Annotated in this window: 21 protein-coding genes; 10 read left to right on the forward strand and 11 right to left on the reverse strand. The window is 65.2% G+C overall.

All coding sequences use genetic code 11. The features are described 5' to 3' along the window. Positions 1-107: 107 nt before the first annotated feature. The 4 genes from XH89_RS23405 to XH89_RS23420 all read right to left on the reverse strand — a co-directional run bounded on the left by XH89_RS23405 (position 108) and on the right by XH89_RS23420 (position 1,629). Positions 108-341: a hypothetical protein gene (locus XH89_RS23405; RefSeq protein ID WP_194462769.1), complete on the reverse strand. Its 234-nt coding sequence runs from the start codon at positions 339-341 to the stop codon at positions 108-110. After that, entirely contained in the window at positions 305-508 is a 204-nt protein-coding gene (locus XH89_RS23410; RefSeq protein WP_194462770.1) for a hypothetical protein, read from the reverse strand. Before XH89_RS23410 ends, XH89_RS23405 begins: the two co-directional genes overlap by 37 nt. A gap of 140 nt (positions 509-648) precedes the next feature. Beyond that, positions 649-891: a hypothetical protein gene (locus XH89_RS23415; RefSeq protein WP_194462771.1), complete on the reverse strand. Its 243-nt coding sequence runs from the start codon at positions 889-891 to the stop codon at positions 649-651. 6 nt (positions 892-897) lie between these two features. After that, positions 898-1,629, reverse strand: a complete 732-nt coding sequence (locus XH89_RS23420) for a Crp/Fnr family transcriptional regulator (protein ID WP_194462772.1) — start codon at positions 1,627-1,629, stop codon at positions 898-900. Positions 1,630-1,793: 164 nt separating this feature from the next. Here XH89_RS23420 and XH89_RS23425 point away from each other — a divergent pair, with 164 nt between their 5' ends. Next, on the forward strand, positions 1,794-1,994 hold the full coding sequence (locus XH89_RS23425) for a hypothetical protein (protein WP_194462773.1): 201 nt from the start codon (positions 1,794-1,796) through the stop codon (positions 1,992-1,994). 34 nt (positions 1,995-2,028) lie between these two features. Here the strand turns inward: XH89_RS23425 and XH89_RS23430 are convergent, their stop codons facing one another. After that, positions 2,029-2,172 (reverse strand): hypothetical protein, encoded by a 144-nt coding sequence (locus XH89_RS23430; RefSeq protein WP_194462774.1) that lies wholly within the window; start codon positions 2,170-2,172, stop codon positions 2,029-2,031. 299 nt (positions 2,173-2,471) lie between these two features. Between XH89_RS23430 and XH89_RS23435 the strand changes: the two genes are divergently transcribed. Beyond that, positions 2,472-2,627: a hypothetical protein gene (locus XH89_RS23435; RefSeq protein ID WP_194462775.1), complete on the forward strand. Its 156-nt coding sequence runs from the start codon at positions 2,472-2,474 to the stop codon at positions 2,625-2,627. Positions 2,628-2,657: 30 nt separating this feature from the next. Here XH89_RS23435 and XH89_RS41900 read toward each other — a convergent pair whose 3' ends face one another. Beyond that, positions 2,658-2,786: a hypothetical protein gene (locus tag XH89_RS41900; RefSeq protein ID WP_256439978.1), complete on the reverse strand. Its 129-nt coding sequence runs from the start codon at positions 2,784-2,786 to the stop codon at positions 2,658-2,660. 180 nt (positions 2,787-2,966) lie between these two features. Further along, positions 2,967-3,593, reverse strand: a complete 627-nt coding sequence (locus XH89_RS23440) for a ParB-like protein (protein ID WP_194462776.1) — start codon at positions 3,591-3,593, stop codon at positions 2,967-2,969. A 269-nt stretch (positions 3,594-3,862) separates the two neighbouring features. Here XH89_RS23440 and XH89_RS23445 point away from each other — a divergent pair, with 269 nt between their 5' ends. From XH89_RS23445 to XH89_RS23470, 6 genes are all read left to right on the forward strand, one after another. Next, the gene (locus XH89_RS23445) at positions 3,863-4,207 is read left to right on the forward strand and encodes a hypothetical protein (RefSeq protein ID WP_194462777.1); all 345 of its coding nucleotides are present in this window, start codon (positions 3,863-3,865) and stop codon (positions 4,205-4,207) included. Between the two features lie 253 nt (positions 4,208-4,460). Beyond that, positions 4,461-4,748: an acyl carrier protein gene (locus tag XH89_RS23450; protein WP_092025034.1), complete on the forward strand. Its 288-nt coding sequence runs from the start codon at positions 4,461-4,463 to the stop codon at positions 4,746-4,748. Between the two features lie 10 nt (positions 4,749-4,758). Then, positions 4,759-5,229 (forward strand): 3-hydroxyacyl-ACP dehydratase FabZ family protein, encoded by a 471-nt coding sequence (locus tag XH89_RS23455; protein WP_194462778.1) that lies wholly within the window; start codon positions 4,759-4,761, stop codon positions 5,227-5,229. After that, positions 5,226-6,431 (forward strand): beta-ketoacyl-ACP synthase, encoded by a 1,206-nt coding sequence (locus tag XH89_RS23460; protein ID WP_194462779.1) that lies wholly within the window; start codon positions 5,226-5,228, stop codon positions 6,429-6,431. Before XH89_RS23455 ends, XH89_RS23460 begins: the two co-directional genes overlap by 4 nt. Before the next feature lie 101 nt (positions 6,432-6,532). Further along, positions 6,533-7,810 carry a beta-ketoacyl-ACP synthase gene (locus XH89_RS23465; RefSeq protein WP_194462780.1) on the forward strand — a complete coding sequence of 426 codons (1,278 nt, stop codon included), beginning with the start codon at positions 6,533-6,535 and terminating at the stop codon, positions 7,808-7,810. Between the two features lie 11 nt (positions 7,811-7,821). Further along, on the forward strand, positions 7,822-8,754 hold the full coding sequence (locus XH89_RS23470; RefSeq protein WP_194462781.1) for a lipid A biosynthesis lauroyl acyltransferase: 933 nt from the start codon (positions 7,822-7,824) through the stop codon (positions 8,752-8,754). Between the two features lie 128 nt (positions 8,755-8,882). Here XH89_RS23470 and XH89_RS23475 read toward each other — a convergent pair whose 3' ends face one another. Continuing rightward, positions 8,883-10,613, reverse strand: a complete 1,731-nt coding sequence (locus XH89_RS23475; RefSeq protein WP_194462782.1) for a winged helix-turn-helix domain-containing protein — start codon at positions 10,611-10,613, stop codon at positions 8,883-8,885. 187 nt (positions 10,614-10,800) lie between these two features. Here XH89_RS23475 and XH89_RS41990 point away from each other — a divergent pair, with 187 nt between their 5' ends. Together XH89_RS41990 and XH89_RS23485 are read left to right on the forward strand one after the other, a co-directional pair. Further along, positions 10,801-15,522, forward strand: a complete 4,722-nt coding sequence (locus XH89_RS41990; protein ID WP_194462783.1) for an autotransporter domain-containing protein — start codon at positions 10,801-10,803, stop codon at positions 15,520-15,522. Positions 15,523-15,733: 211 nt separating this feature from the next. After that, positions 15,734-17,908, forward strand: a complete 2,175-nt coding sequence (locus XH89_RS23485; protein WP_194462784.1) for an autotransporter domain-containing protein — start codon at positions 15,734-15,736, stop codon at positions 17,906-17,908. 247 nt (positions 17,909-18,155) lie between these two features. Here XH89_RS23485 and XH89_RS23490 read toward each other — a convergent pair whose 3' ends face one another. The 3 genes from XH89_RS23490 to XH89_RS23500 are packed head-to-tail and all read right to left on the reverse strand — an operon-like array spanning position 18,156 to position 20,790. Next, positions 18,156-19,268: a polyamine ABC transporter substrate-binding protein gene (locus tag XH89_RS23490; RefSeq protein WP_194462785.1), complete on the reverse strand. Its 1,113-nt coding sequence runs from the start codon at positions 19,266-19,268 to the stop codon at positions 18,156-18,158. Between the two features lie 6 nt (positions 19,269-19,274). Beyond that, positions 19,275-20,456 (reverse strand): aminotransferase, encoded by a 1,182-nt coding sequence (locus tag XH89_RS23495; RefSeq protein WP_194462786.1) that lies wholly within the window; start codon positions 20,454-20,456, stop codon positions 19,275-19,277. 7 nt (positions 20,457-20,463) lie between these two features. Beyond that, complete coding sequence (locus XH89_RS23500; RefSeq protein ID WP_194462787.1) at positions 20,464-20,790, reverse strand: rhodanese-like domain-containing protein; 327 nt, start codon at positions 20,788-20,790, stop codon at positions 20,464-20,466. Positions 20,791-21,066 lie beyond the last annotated feature (276 nt).

Genomic DNA, 21,066 nt, shown 5'->3' on the forward strand with positions numbered 1-21,066 from the left:
CGTCGTCATTCTCGTCTTTCCGGATGGGGGATGCGCAATGTCCTGGTTTCAGCAGCTCTGCTTCGTCGCCGCCGCAACTGGAATGATCATCCTCGTGGCCGCCAGCGTCACGCTGCTGATGTCTTGATCGGTATGCTGGGGCGCATTTCGACGGTCACGACGACTTGGCTTGCCGGCGCATGCGCGAGCTCCAGCCATTTGATCGTTTCATCGACCCAATAGTCGTGATTGAGAGGATCAGAAGCGGCCTGTTCGCGGCAGGCGGCCGCTTGCATCAGGCAGGCCGCCCTGCGATCCACGGCGGTCACTTCGGCATGGGCTGGCCGGGCGAGGCCAGCCATCCATTGATGCTCCGCGCGATGTCCGCCTGGCGGGCCTTCTGCAGCATGCAGTTGCGCGCCTCGCCTTGCGGCAGCCGCCTCGCGGTCCGGCGCGCCGTCACCGCCGCCTGACGCAGTCGATCATCGAACGAGACGGTCTGCTTACGGCGGTTGCGCTTCTGTGTCATGGAAACCTCCAGTGCCCGGTCTCCAAATTGCGCCTCGACAGCGCTCGCGTCGCTAACCTGCGTTACAGCGAGCCGGCATATAAGTTTGCTTATCGCAGGAACAATCGTGCCGTCTGCGCGTCTTGCGCGACGACGCCGGACTAGCCGTCTGCCAGCTCTTCGACCTCGAGCGTGATCGAGATCTTCAGGCACGGCGCATGCTCGTCCTCGCGCACGTCGACGACGACATGATCGGCACTGCCGGCCACGAATGCCTCGCGGGCGATGGACGCACCGGTCAGCATCGCTTCCTTGCGGGCAACATCCACGCTCGCGAAATTCTGCCCATCCTCGTCCGGGATGAGACGGCTGTCCTCACGGATATCGAAATGAAATCGCGGCATCGGACCTCAAAGGGTTGGCGATTGATGGAGGTAACGGTCATCGAAATCCGCCAGTTCCTGAAATTTCCGCTCGTCGAGCACATTGACGCGGCCGCGATTGAGCTCGACGATCCCGTCCTGGCGCAGCTGCCGGATCACCCGGTTGGCGTGCACTGCGGTGATCCCCAGGGCTTCGCCGATCTGCTCCTGGGTCAGCGGCATCTCGAAATTGCCGCCGTCGACGCGGCCGATGACCTTGAGGCGTTCGCGCAGCTCGATCATGACATGGGCGAGTCGCGCGGGCGCGGGCCGCTGGCCGACATTGACGATCCACTCGCGGAACATGGCGGAATCGATCAGCGTGTCCCGCCAGAACATCTCGGCGATGCCGGGGCTGCGGCGATGCAGCTTTTGCAGCGTCTCATGGCTGATGAAGCCGAGCGTCGACGGCGTCAGCGTCGACAGATCGTGGTCCATCACGTGCAGGAACAGGCTCATGAGATCGGGTATCTCGCCGGGAATGTGGATCGAAAGGATTTGCCGCTTGCCGTTCGCAATCGTCTTGGAGCGCACGCAGAAGCCGTCCGCGATCAGGCAGCAATCGGTCGCCCGCTCGCCGTCGCGCACCACCGCCGTCTCGGCGGGGTAACTCCGCACCGAGATCGGAAGCGCTTCGATCTCCCTGACGTCCTCCTCCGTGATCGCGGAAGAAATGCGAAGGCGCTTGATGAGCGCCGCGCGAATGGCATCGCTGTGCACGGGAGCTGGCTCCTGGTCGCGAGGTTGAAACTTGCGGCTGGTGCGAGCGGTGGAACTCGCGGCGCCGCCACCATGAAAAGCCCGCGACCGGCCGCCGGTTCCAACAAAAGTTAAGGACGCAGCTTCGCCGCACATGGTCTGCTCGGCGCCGGAAAGGGCAAACCATGACGAAGAAGCGCAATCGCACGCGACCGGCCCTGTCTCTTCAGGAGCGCCTCAACAAGTTCGCACAGCAGGCGCGCGTCGCCGCGCAGAAGCTGCCCGCCGGCGCCGAACGCCACGCGCTGCTGCAAAAGGCCCGCGACGGCGAAGCCGCCGCCGAGATGGAGCGCATGCTGTCGCCCGAGCTGCACGATCCGAAATGATCGGCGCGACCTGCAGCCGCGAAGCGCGGTTGAGCTAGTGGTTCACCATCAGCGGCAGCGCGGGTGCAAAGCGCTCGGCGAATGTCAGCGTGCGAGCCTGATGGACCGCGGCAAACGAGGCCGAGATTCCCACTGAAGCGACCGCAACCAAAGCAATTGCGAAAACCAGACGGCGCATGTGAGCCTCCTGTGTGAGCCCAACTCCGAACAAGCCTGCGTGAGCTCGACGACCACCATTAAGCGGATCGCCGTGTTTCAGGACGGTTTCGTCGGCGCGGAAAATGATTTCACTCAAGCGCCTGTGATCAGATCCGCCTCGCCCGGCTGCCTGCCATCCCCAACTCATGGATATCGCAATCGTCTTGCGGCGAGCGCGAGCCGTATCGGGAATTTCCCGTCCGCCAGCACGATCGGACCAACAGGAGGATCGCGACAAGCAGCATGGCTTGCGTGCCGCGTCGTCGAGGAGCCACTCAGATGAAAGTCGTCATTCAAAAGCTCAATGGCCTATGGCATCTCATCGTCGGGTCGAGCCGGATCCGAACGCCCTTCCTGGAAACCCAGGACCGCGCGCTGGTCGTCACTTACGCCCGGCGCGTCTACCCCGGCGCCAAGATCTTCCAGCGCGATTGATTTGAGCGGTTGCGCCTGACCGGCCCCGCACTACAAGCACGGGGTATATCCAGTCGCCTGCAGCGCGGTGACCTTGCCATCCGACTTGATCGACCATTTCACCGAGATGTGCGTGGAGCCGCAAACGAAATTGCCCGGCCAGTGATATTCGTAGGTCATCTCCCGCGTGCCTGCAGGGCACACGCGAAAATATCTCATCGTCCCCGGCTGCGATTCCAGTCCAGCGCAGCGCCCTTCCATCGCCGCGGAAGCCGGCGATGACCGGCGGAATGGCCGCCATCATCGTGAAGATGAAAACACCCTGCTGGGGCCACATCGCTGCGCGGAATTCCCGGTGTGCTAATCGTCCGATGCCGGTCCGCACCAGCCGGGCAGATAGATCGCATCCTTGCTCTTGGCCGCGGCCAGCGCCTTCTCGAGTGCCTTGTCGAAATTGGCGTCCACCGCCTTGCGCGAGAGTTTTCGGCGCAGGAAGTCGGCCCACAGGAATTCGGAGAACGGCGTGGTGTCCTTGGCGAAGCCGCCCATGCGGCGGAGCTCGCCGGCGAGGCTACGGAAGGGATCGTCCTTGAGATCGGAGACCGATTTCGGCAAGTCGCGGAATGCGCGACGCTCGCCCTTGGCGTCGTAGGGATAGACCCAGCGCTTGTTGTCCATCACACCCCAGAACGCCTCGCGCTCAACCATGCGAAGGTCGCCGACGACAGTGACAAGCACCTCCTTGATGCCCTCGTCGTGCAGCGCGCGGCCGAGATGGTGATGGTCGATCACGTAATAGCGGTCATCGGGCCCATACACGACGGGGATCATGTGGGTGCCGAGCAGGTCGGATTGCTTCTTCTTGCCGTGCTCGCGCCAGCGCTTGCGCTTCTCCTTGACCTCGCGCATGCCGACCGTCATCTGCGTCGGCCGCAGCGACAGGATCGGTACCGGGTGCACTCTCGGCTCGCGCGCGCTGGTGGTCATATTCGAACGGCCTCTCGTCTGGTGGCAGATTGTGGTTCGGGTTCCGATTATGCCATGGGCCTTGTGGCGGCAACATGGGTTGCGAGGCTGGCCGCGCCATTTTGCAGCGCACCTCCCGCAGGTTGCATCGGGATGACGGACCGTTCCGGGAATCCTGTGCGGCGTCCAACGGCGACATGCGAACGCGCAAGGCCTGCGAGAAGATTTTCTGCAACCCCTGCGCCGCCTGTGCTATCTAAAAATCGCTGCTTCGGAGTAATTCCCGCACCATGACATCCCAGCGGCCCATAACCTCGGACGACGAGCACCGGGTGCTCCAGTTCAGGCCGCGAAAGACGCCCTCCCCTGTGATCCACCGGGGCGGCGGTGTCGTGCAGAAGCTGCATGCAGCAGCGCCCGAACCGCTCGATCTGTCGCGCTACGAACAGCCTCGCGATGTTCAGGACGATTTCCGCCAGCGCATGCTGGCCAATATCGCGGCCCTTGCCTTCACCATCGCGCTGACTGCGATCGGGATCTGGCTCGCCGTCAGCATCGCCGATCTGCGCCGGACCCAGGATTGCGTGCTGATGGGCCGACGGGACTGCGTCAAGATCACGACACCGCATCTCTAGGCCTGTTCAGCCAAGCTTGGCGCCCGACGCCTGCCGGCCGCGGGGCACGCCTGGCTAAGGCCTCCCCAACCGGCATCCCCAGGGCCCGTCCATGGCCCTGTCCGGCTCCATTGAACTCGGGGCGGCGCTCCGATATACGGGCTCTCGACCCATCCAGAGGGGGGTTAGAGGGCGTCATCAGGGGCGCGATGCCCACCCACCGTGCCACTCTGGGATACCTGAAAAATATCCGCAATATATCAAAGGCTTAGTGATGTCCACTACATTCGATCAGGTCGCTACGATCATCGCTGAAACCTGCGACATCCCGCGCGACACGATCACGCCGGATAGCCATGCCATCGATGACCTCGGCATCGACAGCCTCGATTTTCTGGACATCGCGTTTGCGATCGACAAGCAGTTCGGCATCAAGCTGCCGCTGGAAAAGTGGACCCAGGAAGTCAACGACGGCAAGGCGACCACCGAGCAATATTTCGTGCTGAAGAACCTGTGCGCGCGCATCGATGAGCTGGTTGCCGCCAAGGGCGCGAGCGCCTGATCGGGCGGTCATGCAACTCGAATACTTCCACATGATCGATCGCATCGTCGACCTCAAGGTCGACGAGAAGACGATCGTCGTCGAGGCCCAGGTTCCCCAGGAGAGCACCGTCTTCGAGGGGCACTTCCCGGGCTATCCGCTGATGCCCGGCGTGCTGCTGATCGAATCGATGGCGCAGGCCTCGGGTTTTCTCCTGCTGGGCGTCCTGAAATTCGAGCGCATGCCGATTCTCGCTGCCGTAAAGGAAGCCAAGGTGCGCGGCTCGGTGTTTCCCGGCGATCTCATGAGCATCGAGGCGAGCCTCACCCATGAGGGCTCGGGCTATGCCATGACCGAGGCCAAGATCCGGGTCGGCGGCAAGCTGCGCGCCAATTCGGCGCTGACCTTCACGCTGATCCCCTTCCCCAATGCGGATATGCGCGGCTACATGGACGCGGTCGCACAACGTGTCGGCTTTCCGCAACAGGCCGTATCGCCATGACTGACACCGCTTCGAAGCCGGGCCAGACGGAAGTCTGGATCACCGGCATTGGTCTTGCCACCTCGCTCGGCGAGGGTCTCGACGCCAACTGGACCGCGCTTTCAGAAAAGCGCATCAATGTCGACGAGAAGGGTTTTGCGCCCTTCATCGTGCACCCGCTGCTGCCCGTCTCGTTCGATAGCCAGATCCCGAAGAAGGGCGACCAGCGCCAGATGGAAGCCTGGCAGCGCATCGGCACCTATGCCGCGGGACTCGCGCTCGACTCGGCCGGCATCAAGGGCAACAAGGACATCCTGTCGAAGATCGACATGGTGGTCGCTGCCGGCGGCGGCGAGCGCGATCTCAACGTCGACACCGGCGTGCTCACCGCCGAAGCCAAGGGCGCCAACGCGCCCGGCTTCCTCAACGAGCGGCTGATGAGCGATCTGCGCCCCACGCTGTTCCTGGCCCAGCTCTCCAACCTTCTCGCCGGCAACATCGCCATCGTCCACGGCCTCGGCGGCACCTCGCGCACCTTCATGGGCGAAGAGGTCGCGGGTGCGGACGCAGCCCGCATTGCGCTCGCGCGCATCGCTTCGGGCGAGAGCGACATTGCGCTGGTCGGCGGCTCGCATAACGGCGAGCGCAAGGACCTCATGGTTCTCTACGAATTCGGCGACTTCAACCTCAAGGACAAGTTCGCGCCCGTGTGGGCACGCAAGGACCACGCCGGCTTCGCGCTCGGCTCGGCCGGCGCCTTCCTGGTGCTGGAATCGCGCGCGCATGCCGAGGCACGCGGCGCAAAGCCGTTCGCCAAGCTCACGAGCGTCGTCGCCGATCTCGCCCGCCGCAAGCAGCCTGGCGACATGGAAGCGACGCTGGAGAAGCTCTGGGCCAAGCTGCCCAGGCGCGATGGCAAGGGCGCGATCATCTCGGGCGCGACCGGCGCTGAGCCGGCGACGTCGGAGGAGCGCGGCTTCCTGAAGAAGCACGCCGACTTCCCCGTGCGCGCGACCGGTACGATGTTCGGGCACACCATGGAAACGCAATTCCCGCTCGGGATTGCGCTCGCCGCATTGGCGATCTCGCGCGGCGCGCTGTTCCCGCCGAATGATTCCACGGGGACCGAGGTTGAAATGCAGGGGTCGCCCACCCAGATCGTCGTGGTGGGCGCTGGACACTGGCGCGGCGAAGGCATGGCGCTGGTCGAAGCGGTGAGCTGAAGCGCCTCGGCGCTTTGGCCGTTTTTGTTTTGAGCATGATCTTGTCGGAAAACCGCGTCACACTTTTCCGGATCATGCTCTAACTCTATCGGGGGATCGACATGACTGCACCACGCGACAAGTTCGGGCGCCCCGTCGTCGTCGTCACCGGCATGGGTATCATGACCTCGCTCGGCGCCGGCAAAGCCGACAATTGGTCCAAGCTCGTCGCGGGCGAATCCGGCATCCGCACCATCACGCGCTTTCCGGTCGACGGACTGAAGACCACGATGGCCGGCACGGTCGATTTCGTCAGCGTCGATCCGTTCTCCTCCACTGGTCTGTCCGAACGCATGGCCGAGCTGGTCACGCAGGAAGCGCTCGAGCAGGCCGGCATCGGCGCCAAGGGCGATTTCCCCGGTCCCCTCTTCCTGGCCGTTGCGCCGGTCGAGGTCGAATGGCCGCAGCGTCGCGAGCTCGGCCGCGCCGTCGGCAAGCCCGACTTCACCTATGACGATCTGCTGCGCATCTCCGGCGGCGGCAAGTACAGCGCCTATCACCACCGCTTCATGTTCGGCTCGGTGGCCGCCCACCTCGCCGAGACCTTCGGCACCAAGGGCTCGCCGATCTCGCTGTCGACGGCCTGCGCGTCCGGCGCGACCTCGATCCAGCTCGGCGTCGAGGCGATCCGCCGCGGCGAGACCGATGCGGCGCTGTGCGTTGCGACCGACGGCACCGTGAACCCCGAAGCGATGGTGCGCTTCTCGCTGCTGTCGGCGCTGTCGACCCAGAACGATCCGCCGCAGTCCGCCTCCCGCCCCTTCTCCAAGAACCGTGACGGCTTCGTCATGGCCGAGGGCGCCGGCGCGCTCGTGCTGGAGAGCTATGAAGCGGCGACCGCGCGCGGCGCCAAGATTCTCGGCGTGATCGCCGGCTGCGGCGAGCTCACCGACTCCTTCCATCGCACCCGCTCCTCGCCCGACGGCAAGCCGATCATCGGCTGCATGAACAAGACGCTCGCCGATGCCGGCATGACGCCGGACCAGATCGACCACATCAACGCGCACGGCACCGCGACGCCCGAGAACGACAAGATGGAGTTCAACACGACCTCGGCCGTGTTCGGCGACCTCGCGCAGAAGATTCCGGTAACGTCGAACAAGTCGATGGTCGGCCACACCATCTCGGCCGCCGGCGCGGTGGAAGCGATCTTCTCGCTGCTGACGCTCGAGCATCAGCGCATCCCGCCGACCATCAATTACGAGACGCCGGATCCCACGATCCTGTTCAACGTGGTCGGCAACAAGGCGCGCGATGCCCGCGTCACCGCCGTGATGTCGAACTCGTTCGGCTTCGGCGGCCAGAATGCCTCGCTGATCCTGACCCGCGAACCGGCCTGACCTGACGCAGCATGGCGCTGATTTCCATCAGCACGAAGATTCGCGCGCGGAATGCGGCCAAGTCGATCAGCGGGGGCCTGATTGGCGCTGCCACCGTCGGCATGCTGCGCACCACGCGCTATTTCGATCCGGTCAAGACCTCGGACTTTTTCGCGCGCGTCACCAAGGCGATCGGCCCGCACCTGCGCGAGCATCGCATCGGCCGCGCCAACCTCACCGCGGCCTTTCCCGAGAAATCGCCGGAAGAGATCGAAGAGATTCTGATGGGCGTGTGGGACAATCTCGGCCGCGTCGGCGCCGAGTTCGCCCATATGGACCACGTCTGGGATTACGATCGCGCGCATCCGGAAAACAGCCGGATCGAGCTTCCCCAGAGCAGCATCGAACGGTTCGACCGCATCCGTGACGACGGCAAGCCGGCGCTGATCTTCGCCTCGCATCTGGCCAATTGGGAATTGCCGGCGCTCGCCGCGGTCGCGCATGAGCTCGACACCGCGATCCTCTATCGCCGGCCGAACATCGCTTCCGCCGACCGCATCATCCAGGAGATGCGCCAGGTCAACATGGGTACGCTGATCCCCGCGGGCCGCGATGCGCCCTTGCGGCTCGCGCAGGCATTGAAGGACGGCAAGCACGTCGCCATGCTGATCGACCAGTACCTGACCGGCGGCGTCGAGGTCACCTTCTTCGGCCGCAAGACCCGCGCCAATCCGATGCTGGCGCGCCTGCTCCGCCAGGTCGAATGCCCGATCCACGGCGTGCGCATCATCCGCCTGCCCGGCTTCCGCTTCCGCGCCGAGCTGACCGAAGAGATCCCGCCGGTCCGCGATGCCGATGGCAAGATCGACATCCAGGGCACGACGCAGGCGATCACGAGCGTGGTGGAGAGCTGGGTGCGCGAGCATCCCGAGCAGTGGCTGTGGCTGCATCGCAGGTGGCGGTAGGCGGCATCGCTCTCTCCGTCATGGCCGAGCTTGTCCCGGCCATCCACGCGCTTCCAAACGCGAGAACAAAGACGTGGATGCTCGGGACAAGCCCGGGCATGACGACTGAGCACGCGGCGCGCCCTCGCCTACCTCTCCGGCAATCCCGCACCCACTTCGGCCTGAACGACGCGCTCCCAGGCTGCGATGCAAATCGGGCTTGCGTTCTTCATTGGCGGCGAGACGCTTTGCCTGGTCGTGCCCGGCCGCAAGCGCAGCCCCTCCGCGATCGCGGCCCTCGCCTCCTCGAGGCGGCCCGATCGCTGATAGGCGGCTGCGAGCAGCAGGTGCGAGCGGCCGGTCCCCGGCGTGATCGCGATCGAGCGCTGCAGCCACGGCAGCGCTTCCTCGTCACGCCCCATCAATACGTTCGCAAGGCCCGCGCCGAGCAGCCAGGTCCAGCGCGAGGCCGCCGGCGTGTCGTAACGATCAGCTTGCTGGAAGGTCGCGAGCGCATCATCGAAGCGGCCGAGAAAGATCTGGCCGAGGCCGATCAGATAGAGCGCAGACCCGTCCCACGGGTCGAAGCTCAACGCCCTGGCGCAGGTGACGAGACTTTCCACGAAATGATTGGTGGCGCTGAGGAAGCGGCAATGGGCCTCGATCACCGGAATCGAATTGGGCTTGAGCCGCAACGCCTGCTCGAGGGTCGCATTGGCGCTCGCCTCGACCATCGCGGCCTCCTCCGGGCTGAACCAGACCATCTGGATGCCGCGCAGCTGCAGCGAAGACAGCGCGACCGCGAGATCGACATTGGCAGGGTCGTCGGCAAGCGCCTTCTGCAGCATGGCCTGTGCCGCGCCAAAACGCTCGCGCGTGGTCTGATTGATCGATGCGAGCGCCTGCTCGACGGCCACCTTGTCGCCGCCGGCCGACGCCCCGGCAGCCAGCGGGCGCGGCGCACGCGACTCCAGAATCTCGTTGAGACGGCGCGCAAGCCCATGACCGACGCCCGCGACCAGACGCGACTGCGCGAGCTGCGCGTCCGCCTCGTCCGCGGCGACGGACGCTGTGACGACCGACTGAACCTCGCCGGTCGCGGCCTTGATGATGCGCGCGCGCAGCGTCCACGACTGATCGCGACGCTCCAGCTCGCCGCGCAGCTCGTAATCGGATGATGCGGCGGACGCAGCAGTGCTGTCGCCGCCCTTGGCCGCCAGTCGTGGCGCAACCACGCTGATGTTCTGGATCTTGGCAAAACCATCGGTGAGACGAGCGGTGACCTCGGCGGCCATCGCCGCGCCGCGCGGGTCGTTGCTGTCGTCAACGATCGGCATCACCGCGAGCCGCGGCGGCGTTCGCCTGAACAGGAGGTCCGGCTTCAGCACGGGTGCGGCGACCGCAAGCCCCATGACGATCACACAGAGCCCGGCCACGGCGGCAACCGTGGCCTGCCGGCTCAAGCCGAACCAGGCGCGCTGTGGCCTTGCGGCGGCGATCTCGGCGGGCGGCGGGGACGCGACCTCGCCGGGCGGGCCCGGTCGGATCTCCTCGGCCTGCGCCGGGTCGGCGGCGGGCACAGCCTCAACCTCCGTCGCCAACAGATAGCCGCCGCCGGAGGCGAGCTTGATCAGCTGCCGCCGCTCGTCGCCGAGCGCGGTGCGGAGCTCGCGGATGCATTGGAACAGGCTGTCCTCGCCGACATGGACGTTCGGCCAGACCGCTTCCATCAGCTCCTGCTTGCTCAGCACCCGGCCGCCGCTGGTGGCAAAGAGCCGCAACATCTCGAAGGTCTTGGGCCGGAGCTTGATCGGCGTGCCATCGGCTCCGCGAAGCTCCGCGCGCTGCTGATCCAGCTCGAAGCCGGCGAAACGAAGCAAGCTAACCCCCAACACGTCTCTCAAGGCGGCTCATATAGCGGAAGTCTGGCGAAAATGCCCGAAAATCGGGTCTGAAACGCAAATATCAGAAACTTTCAGAAAGTAGCCAAGTCCTTATCAGGACACCAATCCCCACCCGATGCGAAGAATCCCATCGAGGACTCGGGACCGCGTGTTGGGGGAAGTGGTGAAGACCGGGAAAGATTGTTTCAAAGCGACCCGCCGCCTGCGGGCGGCGCTGCTGACGTCGTCGGCGCTGACGTTGGCTTGGGCATTGCCGGCCGCGCCGGCTCAGGCGCAGGATGCCACCTGGCTGGCCTCGCCGGCGACCAACGTCTACAGCAGCGGCGCCAACTGGGACACCGGCACGGCGCCGACGGGAACCGCCTATTTCGGTGCGACGAACAGCAGCCACCTGGCGGTCGGCGGCGGCGGCGGCCTCATGGCAGTTGGCGGCTGGACGTTCACCGCTGGCGCGCCAGCCTATACGTTCGACAACTATAACTTGCATTTCGTGTTCGACGGGGCTGGCATTGTCGCTAATGGCACCAGCGTTACCATCAACAACGCCAACACTGGGTCCCAACTGTTTTTCCACAACTCCAGCACGGCCGGCAGCGCCGTCATCGCCAACTTGAACAACAACTACACGATTTTCTACGACACCAGCTCAGCCGGCACCGCGTCCATCACCAACACTTTCTCCTTCCTGATTTTCCGGGACTCCAGCACGGCTGGCAGCGCATCCATCACCCACAATTCCGGCACCGTCGATTTCGCCGGCTCCAGCTCGGCGGGAACCGCGACGATCACCAGCAACGCCGGCTTGATATTTCTTGGCTCGAGCACGGCCGGCAGCGCTTCCATCACGAGCTCCGGCATCTTCGGCGCCACGGTCTTCATCGAGAACAGCACCGCCGGCAGCGCCTCCATCACCGTCAACAACGCCCTCACGTTCGCCGACAACAGCACCGCCGGCAGCGCCACCCTTCTCAACAATGCCAGCGGCGTGGTCGATTTCTCGTACACGACGGGGCCCAACGGCGACCACAGGATCAGCGCCGGCTCGATCGCGGGCGCCGGCTCCTACAATCTCGGGGCCAACGAGCTGACCGTCGGCTCCAACAATCTCTCGACCGAAGTCAGCGGCGTCATTGCCGACGGCGGCTACAACGGTGGCACCGGCGGCTCGCTGGTCAAGATCGGCACCGGCACGCTGAAGCTGTCGGGGAACAACACGTTCACGGGCGGCGTCACCCTCAGCGCGGGTGCGCTGGGGCTCGCCAGCAACAACGCGCTCGGGACCGGTGTGCTCACGACCTATGGCGGGACCGTCGCCTATGCCGACGGCGTCACCATCGGCAATACGATCGACCTTCGCGGCAGTACGACGCTCGATGTCGCCGCCGGCAGCGCGACCCAGGCCGGCGCCATCGGGCAAACCGGCGGCGCGTTCGGCATCGTGAAAACCGGCACCGGCGCGCTGACCCTCTCCGGCAACAACACGTTCACGGGCGGCGTTACACTCAACGCCGGCACGCTGGGGCTTGCCCACAACAATGCGCTCGGCACCGGCGTGCTGACGACATATGGCGGGACGATCGCCTATGCAGATGGCGTCGCCATCGGCAATACGATCGACCTTCGCGGCAGCACGACGCTTGATGTCGCCACCGGCGGCGCGACCCAGGCCGGCGCCATTGGCGAAACCGGCGGCGCGTCCGGCATCGTCAAGACCGGCGCCGGCAGGCTGACCCTGTCGGGCGCCAATACCTATACCGGTGGCACCACCATCAACGCCGGCACGTTGCAGCTCGGTGGCTCCGGCGGCGGTGTCGGATCGATTGCGGGGACCGTCACCGTTGGCGCCAGCGGCACATTCGACGTCGTCAACGCCGACGCGCGCGGCATCACCAGCATCTCGAACAGCGGGATCACGAACTTCCGCAACAGCAACAGCGCCGGCGGCGCCAACATCACCAATGACATTGGCTCGACCATCCTCTTCTACGACACCAGCTCCGCCGGTGGGGCCACGATCAACAATACAACCACCACGGCAACGCTGAACTTCCTGAACAGCAGCACCGCCGGCAGTGCCACCATCACAAACAGCGGCGGATTCAGCTTCTCGAACTCGAGCACGGCCGGCAGTGCGACCATCAACAACATCAGCGACTACATGCATGGCCAGTTTACCGTTCTGAATTTCCACGACTCCAGCACGGCCGGCCGCGCCAACATCAACAACGACATTTTCTCCACCATCAACTTCCAGGACTCCAGCACGGCCGGCGGCGCCACGATCACGAATGCGAACGCCGCAAGGCTGAACTTCCTGAACAACGCCACGGCCGGCAGCGCGGCCATCAGCAACACCGGCAACATAAGCTTCCAGGACTCGAGCTCGGCCGGTAGCGCGACCATCGACAGTGTGGGCTTTATCAACTTCTCCAACGCCGCGAGCGCCGGAAGCGCCCACATCACCGGTGGCGGAATCGGGTTCACCAATACGAGTACGGCCGGCAACGCGACCATCATCAACAACAACGGTGGGCTCGGGTTCGGAGACAGAAGCTCAGCCGGAAATGCGACGATCGTCAGCAGCATCAATCTGCAGCTCGCATTTGAGGACAACGCGACCGCGGGCAGCGCCACCATCACCAACAACGGCTCGATGATGTTTCGGAACCAGGCCACGGGCGGCGATGCGGCCATCACCATCACCGGCACGGGCTCTCTCTATTTCGGGGAGACCAGCACCGCGGGCCATGCGACGATCCTCAACCACGGCCAGACCGTGTTCGACGCCACGTCGACGGCGGGAAGCGCCGATATCACCAACGACAGCGCGCTGAGCTTCAGCACCCATGCCACGGCCGGTAGTGCCGCCATCACGAACAACAGCAATGTGCTGTTCTTGATGTCCTCCAACGCCGGCAACGCGGAGCTGATCAACAGCACCTCGGGCGCCGCCTTCGATTTCTCCAGGACATCGGGCGCAAACGGCGACCGCAAGCTCACCGCCGGCTCGCTTTCCGGTCGTGGAGTGTTCGCGCTCGGCGGCAACGAGCTGACGGTCGGCAGCAACAATCTATCCACCACTGTGACCGGCGTGATCGTCGACGGCGGATCCGGCGGCGGCACCGGCGCCTCGCTGGTCAAGGTCGGCACCGGACGGCTGACGCTCTCGGGCGTCAACAGCTATACCGGCGCGACGACGGTCGACGGCGGCACGCTCGCGGTGAACGGCGATATCACGGCGTCGAGCGGCGTCAGCGTGAACAGCGGCGGGGTTCTCGGCGGCACCGGCATCGTCGGCAACACGACGATTGCGAGCGGCGGCGCGCTGGCTCCGGGCAATTCCGTGGGCACGCTGACCGTCAGCGGCAATCTGACTTTCAGCGCCGGCAGCTCCTACACGGTCGAGGTTTCCGCCGCCGCCGCCGACCGGACCAACGTCTCGGGCACCGCGACGCTCACCGGTGCCACGGTGCAGGCGGTGGCGGCGACCCCCGCCAGCTTCCGAAGCCAGACCTTCACCATCCTCACGGCGACTGGCGGTTTCAGCGGGACCGAGTTCGCCGGGCTGAGTGTCAGCGGCACGTTCAACAGCGCACGCAACCCGCACCTCACCTATAACCTCAACAACGTCTATCTCGTGCTCGATCCTGGCACGCTCATTCTGCCTTCAGGCAGCAGTGGCAACCAGACCGGTGTCGCCGGCAGCATCAACAAGGCGGTCGAAGGCGGGGCCGCGCCGCCCGTGGGCTTCGATGCGCTGCTCAACATGAGCGACGCGCAGCTCGCCCGGGCGCTCAATCAGGTTTCCGGCCAGCCGGGTGCGGCCAGCACGCAGGCGGCGTTCAACGCCATGCAGCAGTTTCTGGGCATGCTCGATCCGCTCGGGAACGGAATGGACACCGAGCGCGGCATGACTGGAGGCGCTACGGACGGTGGCACGTTGAGCTATGCCGCCACCGCACAGGGCGACGCCAGGGTGCGCGAGGCGTTTGCGGCCGTGACGCCGCGCGAGGCCGGCGACGAGGCCATCGACCGTCGCTGGGGCGTGTGGGCCTCTGCTTACGGCGGCGCCAGCAATTTGAGCGGCAATGCGGCGGCGGGTTCGAGCTCCACCACCAGCCGCATCTACGGCACCGTGGTCGGCGCCGACTATCGCCTCTCGCCGGACACGCTGGTCGGTTTTGCACTCGGCGGCGCCGGCTTCAATTTCTCCGTCGCGGATGCCCTCGGCGGCGGGCGCGCCGATGTCTTCCAGGCTGGCCTCTATGCCCGACATAATTTCGGGCCCGCCTATCTCTCCGCGGCGCTAGCCTATGGCTGGCAGGACGTCACCACCGATCGCACCGTGACGGTGTCGGGCACCGACCGGTTGACCGCCAACTTCAAGGCCAGCACCTTCGCGGGCCGCCTCGAAACCGGCTGGCGCTTCGCACCCATCCCCGCCTCCAGCTTCGGCGTGACGCCTTACGCGGCCGCACAAGTGACCACCTTCCATCTGCCCGGCTACGGCGAGACCGCCCTCGTCGGCAGCAACCAGTTCGCGCTCTCTTACGGCTCGCAGGACACGACAAATGTCCGTACCGAGCTCGGCACACGCACCGACCAGAGCTTCCTCGTCGACAATGGCTTGCTCACCTTGCGCGGCCGCCTCGCCTGGGCCCACGACACCAACACCAACCGCCTCGTCAGCGCCGCTTTCCAGTCGCTGCCGGGCGCAGCCTTCACGGTCAACGGCGCGCAACCTGCCGCCGACTCCGCGCTCGTCGGCGGCCGCGCCGAGATGAAGTGGCGGAACGGCCTGTCGCTTGCGGGCACCATCGAAGGCGAATTCTCGCGCAGCACGCAGACCTACGCCGGCAAGGGGACGGTCCGTTACGAGTGGTAGTCGGCACATCGGCGCTCGGCCATCAGGACTTCGAGACATCACCGGCAGCAATTCAGGCTGCATGATTTCCACGTCGGGCGTCACCGACATCAACATTGCCGCTGCTCACGGATTGAGCGAAACAGAGTTGGATTGAGCGATGCAAATTTTTCCCAGGAACTCATTTTGTTGTCGTCACCCGCTTCTGCTCATCGCTGCGCTGCTGCCCGCTTTGTCGTGGCACGCGAACGAGGCACGCGCGCAGGCCTGCGTCGGCTCGCCGGTGCAGACCAATCAAACCTGCAGCAACAGCACCACTTTGATCAACACGAGCACGTTTCTTGGCAACCCTATCGGCCTGCAGGATTCGGCAACGCTGACTCTGACAAATACAGCGACCGGTACGATCTCCGGCGTCGTCGCGGGAAGCGCGACCGGCGTTGGAGCTTTTGCCGCTCAGGACGCCAACGTGACCAACGCCGGCACGATCTCCGGCAGCGCGCCGTCCGCGGGTGGCTATGGCATCGACGCCTACCGGGATAGCAACGTGACGAACTCCGGCACGATCACCGGCACGGGAGCGTACGCCGGCATCGGCATCGCCGGCACGAATGCCAACGTGACGAACACCGGCACCATCTCCGGCACGGCAGGGACAAGGGGCTACGGCCTCGGCGTCACCGCCAATCGGGACGCCAATGTGACGAACTCCGGCACGATCTCCGGCACGGGAGGACCGGGCGGCTACGGCGTCGGCATCTACGCCGTGTCCCACAATGCCAATGTAACGAACTCCGGCAGCGTCACCGGCACAGCAGCGAACGGCCTCGGCCTCGGCATCTGGGCCAATACGGCCAATGTGACCAACTCCGGCACCATCTCGGGGAGCGTAGTCGGCATCTACGCCACCACCGCCAACGTGGCCAACTCCGGCACCATCTCGGGAGGCTCGGTCGGCATCACCACCTCCACCGCCAATGCGACAAATGCCGGTACCATCTCCGGGGGCCAGGTCGGCATCTACGCCTACAACGCCTCGGTAACGAACTCCGGCATCATTTCTGGACCCATTGCGTTGCAGCTGACTGGCAATGCCGACACGCTGACGCTTCTGCCGGGCTCGCGCATCATCGGCGCGATCTATTTGGGCGCGGGCGGCGCCGCCGCCGGGCTCGGCGAGCGCAGCCACAGCATCGCGCTCGGCAGCGGCAACACCGTCAATTTCGGCGGCGGCAACCAGAACCTGACCTTCAATACGCTCGCCGGCGCGACCGTGACCGGCACCGCGCCGTTCGCTGCCTCGGGCAACCAGGCTGCCGCCATCGACCCCACCTCCTTTGCGGCGAACTGGCGCTCGCTCGCCGATTTCACCCGCGGCGTGTCCGATGCCGTCCCGGTGTTTTCCGGTGGCACGTCCGGCGGCACTCCGCCGCTCGCCTTCGCAGGACCTGATGCGCCCACGCGTTTCGACGATGTCTTTGCCGCAATTCCCGGACTTGCCTCCGCCTATGCGAGCGAGGCTGCCGTGTTCAAGGCGCCGACGGCAGCCTATGCCGACGGCACGACCGTGTGGGCCCGCGGCTTTGTCGGCCAGCGCATCCAGCAGCAGGACGGCGTCCTGCTGCGCACCGCCAATCTGTTCTATGGCGGCATGATCGGCGCCGACTTTGCGGCGCGTCCCGACCTGCGCACCGGACTCTTCCTCGGCGGCGGCAAGACCCGCACCGGCATCGATCTCAACCAGGGCAGCACCGATTCCGACCTGCTGTTCGGCGGCGCCTATGCCCGCTACGACATCGGCGCATCCTTCCTGCACGGCGCGATCCAGGGCGGCAGCTCGCGCAACAGCGCGACGCGCACCATCAACAACAACCTCGTCGCGGGCGGGATCGAGACGGCGAGCGCGTCCTTCAACGGCTGGTATGTCAGCCCCGAGCTGACCTTCGGTCATCGCTTCGCGCTGGGCCAGCTCGCGGATGCCACCTACACGCTGACGCCGAGCGCGCGCCTGCGCTATCTCTACGGCGCCTTCGAGGGCTATACCGAAACCGGCACCACCGCGCCGCTGACCGTGGGCGAGCAGACCGCGAGCACCGTCGAGGAGCGCGGCGAGGTCAAGCTGACGCGCAGCGTGGCGTTCGGTCCGACGAGCCAGCTCTCCACCAGCCTGTCGGGCGGCGTGCTCGGCACGCAGCGCGTCGGCAGCTCCACCGTCAACGCCGCCCTGCTCGGCCAGGCCATTCCGTTCGCGACGCCCGGTCAAGCCAACGTCTGGGGCGGTTTTGGCGGGCTCGGCCTGGAGTGGCGCAGCCGCAATGTCAGCCTGTTCGCGGCCGCCGAATATCTGGCGCTGTCGGATAGCTCCAACGTCGTCAGCGGCCGCGCCGGCGTGCGTGTCGGGTTCTGAGCACCTGATGGGCAGGATGCAATTCTGCCAGTGTTTTGCCCGACGGGTCAAACACAATTTCGTAAAATCGAAAGTCGCGTTTGCGCTCGACGGCTACTGTGCATGGGGTTGATTTGAAGAATTTGCATGCGGACAAGACGTCGTCATGCCCGGGCTTGTCCCGGGCATCCACGTTCTTTCGTGCCGCGGGGCAAGGCGTCGATGGCCGGGACAAGCCCGGCCATGACGCTGTGGATGCTTCAGCGCCTCAGCGCCCGGTCTTCACCTTGGTCCAGAGCCGGTTGATGATGCGCTGGGTGGCGGGATCGCGGGCGGTGATGACGAACAGCTTTGCGAGCGTCGCCTCGTCTGGATAGATGTTCTTGTCGTTCAGGATCTTTGGATCGACCAGCTTCTGGCTGGCTAGGTTGCCGTTGGCGTAGGACAAAAAGTCCGAGTTCTTGGCGGCAACGTCCGGACGATAGAGATAGTTGATCAGCTCGTAGGCTTCCTTGACGTTCTTGGCATCCGCGGGGATCGCGAGATTGTCGAAGAACATCTGCGCGCCCTCCTTCGGGATGGTGTAGCCGATCTCGATGCCACTCTTGGCTTCGGCCGCTCGGGCGCGAGCCTGCATGATGTCGCCGGACCAGCCGACCACGAAGCAGATCTCGCCGGTGGCGAGCGCGCTCAAATATTCGGACGAGTGGAACTTGCGCACGGAGGAGCGGACCTTGGCGACGACGTCGGCGGCCTTCTCGAGGTCAGCCTGCTTGGTCGAGTTCGGATCGAGCCCGAGATAGTTCAGCGCCGCCGGGAAGATGTCGTCGGCGGAGTCGAGCATGTGCACGCCGCAATCCCTGAACTTGGCGAGGTTCTCCGGCTTGAAGACGATGTCCCAGCTGTCGATCTTCGCGTCAGGCCCGAGAATCTGCTTCACCTTGGCCACGTTGTAGCCGATGCCCGTCGTGCCCCACATGTAGTTCGCGGCGTAGACATTGCCGGGATCGTAGATGCCGAGGCGCTGCGTCACCACGGGCCAGGCGTTGGCGAGGTTCGGCAGCTTCGACTTGTCGAGCTTCTGGAAGATGTTCGCCTTGATCTGGCGCTGCAGGAAATAGGCGGTGGGCACCACGACGTCGTAGCCGGACTTGCCGGCCATCAGACGCGTCTCCAGCGTCTCGTTGGCATCGAAGGTGTCGTAGACCACCTTGATGCCGGTTTCCCTGGTGAAGGCCTCAAGAACGTCGGGCGCCATGTAGTTCGACCAGTTGTAGAAGTTGACGACCCGCTCTTCCGCCCTCGCGGGGACGGAAAGCAACGTCAGCGCTGCGGCGATCGCTAGACCAAAGCCGAAACGAGAGCGGCTGACGTTCGTCATCTCTGTCTACCTCTTGCGTCCACGCACCGCGTCCGACAGCCGCTCCAGCGCGGTGTCGAGCGTCTGGTCCTTCTTGGCAAAGCAGAAGCGCACCACCGAGGTCACCGGGTCCTGCTCGTAGAAGGCCGAGACCGGGATCGCCGCGACCTTGTAGTCCTTCACGATGCGCCAGCAGAACTCGGTGTCGCTCTCGTTGAGCCCGAGCGGCGACAGGTCGACGGTGAGGAAGTAGGTGCCTTGCGACTTCAGCACGGGGAAGCCCAGGCTCTCGAGCCCCTTGGTCAGGCGGTCCCGGCTCCGCGTCAGATCTTTCCGCATCGACAGGAAGTAGTCGTCGGATTTGCCGAGGCCGTAGGCGACGGCGGCTTGCAGGTTCGGCGCTGAGGTGAAGGTCAGGAATTGGTGCACCTTGGCGGCGACGCGCAAGAGCGGCGGCGCGGCGCAGACGAAGCCGATCTTCCAGCCCGTCAGCGAGAAGATCTTGCCGGCCGAGCCGACCTTGATGGTGCGCTCGCGCATGCCGGGGATGGTGATCAGCGGGATGTGCTTGTGCTCGTCGAAGGTGACGTGCTCCCAGACCTCGTCGCAGATGGCGATGACGTCGAACTCCTGGCAATAGCGCGCGAGCAGCTCCAGATCCTCGCGCGGATAGACCACCGCCGACGGATTCAGAGGATTGTTGAACAGCACCGCCTTGGTCTTTGAATTGAATACGCTTTTCAGCATGTCCTCATTCAGCCGCCAGTGCGGCGGCTCGAGGCGGACGAGGCGCGGAATGCCGCCGGCCTGGCGGATGATCGGCAGGTAGGAATCATAGACCGGCTGGAAGCAGACCACCTCGTCGCCGGGCTGCACCACCGCCAGGATCGCCGAGGTGAGCGCCTCGGTGCCGCCTGATGTCACCATCACCTCGCTCATGGGATCGAGCTTGAGGCCGTGCCAGTGGCCGTAATGGGTTGCGATCGCCTGGCGCAGCTCCGGGATGCCCATCATCGACGGATACTGGTTGTAGCCGTTCAGCGAAGCCTCGGCCGCAGCGCGGCGGATGTCCTCCGGGCCGGGATCATCAGGAAAGCCCTGGCCGAGATTGATGGCATTGTTGTCGCGCGCGGCCTGCGACATCGCCTCGAAGATGGTGACGGGAAGGTCGGCGAAGACCTTGTTCAGCGAGGAGCTCTTGGTCGTCATCGCCGGGCTAGCCACCGACCTTGCTGGGAAGCCCCGCCGCCTTCCAGCCCAGCATGCCGCCGGCCAGATGCTTGTCGTAAGGCAGGCCCGCGGCCTGGGCGGCGAGCGAGGCCGTCACCGAGCGCTTGCCCGAGCGACAGGCGAACACGACCTCCCTGCCTTGCGGATCGGGGATCGCCTTGGGATCGAAGGTCGAGAGCGGCACGACGACGCCGTAAGGGTAGGCCTCGGCCTCGACCTCGTTTGGCTCGCGCACGTCGACCAGCAGATAGCGCCCTTCCGCGACACCCTTTGAGACCTCGTCCGGGGTCAGATCCTGTACTTGATTTGCCACATCATCCTCCAACGTCGCGGGGCGCTTGCCGGGGCGATCCCGGCCGGCGGCAACCTCGCCTCTCGGCATGCAAAAATCAAGCGCTACAAAGGCTTGGGCAAGGCGCCGGAACTTAAAGCTAAACCGCTGAGAGGTGAAGCGCGGCTGGAGGCCGGACGCCAGCCTGAAAAGGCTATGCGGATACCGGGCGCTTCGATGCACTCGCCCCACCGGCCTCCCCGTCATCAAACGCGTTGCCGGACTGACATGGTTACCCTACGGTCGTGACGATGGGGA

The organism is Bradyrhizobium sp. CCBAU 53340 (genome assembly GCF_015291645.1).
In the GTDB taxonomy this organism is placed as follows: Bacteria; Pseudomonadota; Alphaproteobacteria; order Rhizobiales; family Xanthobacteraceae; genus Bradyrhizobium.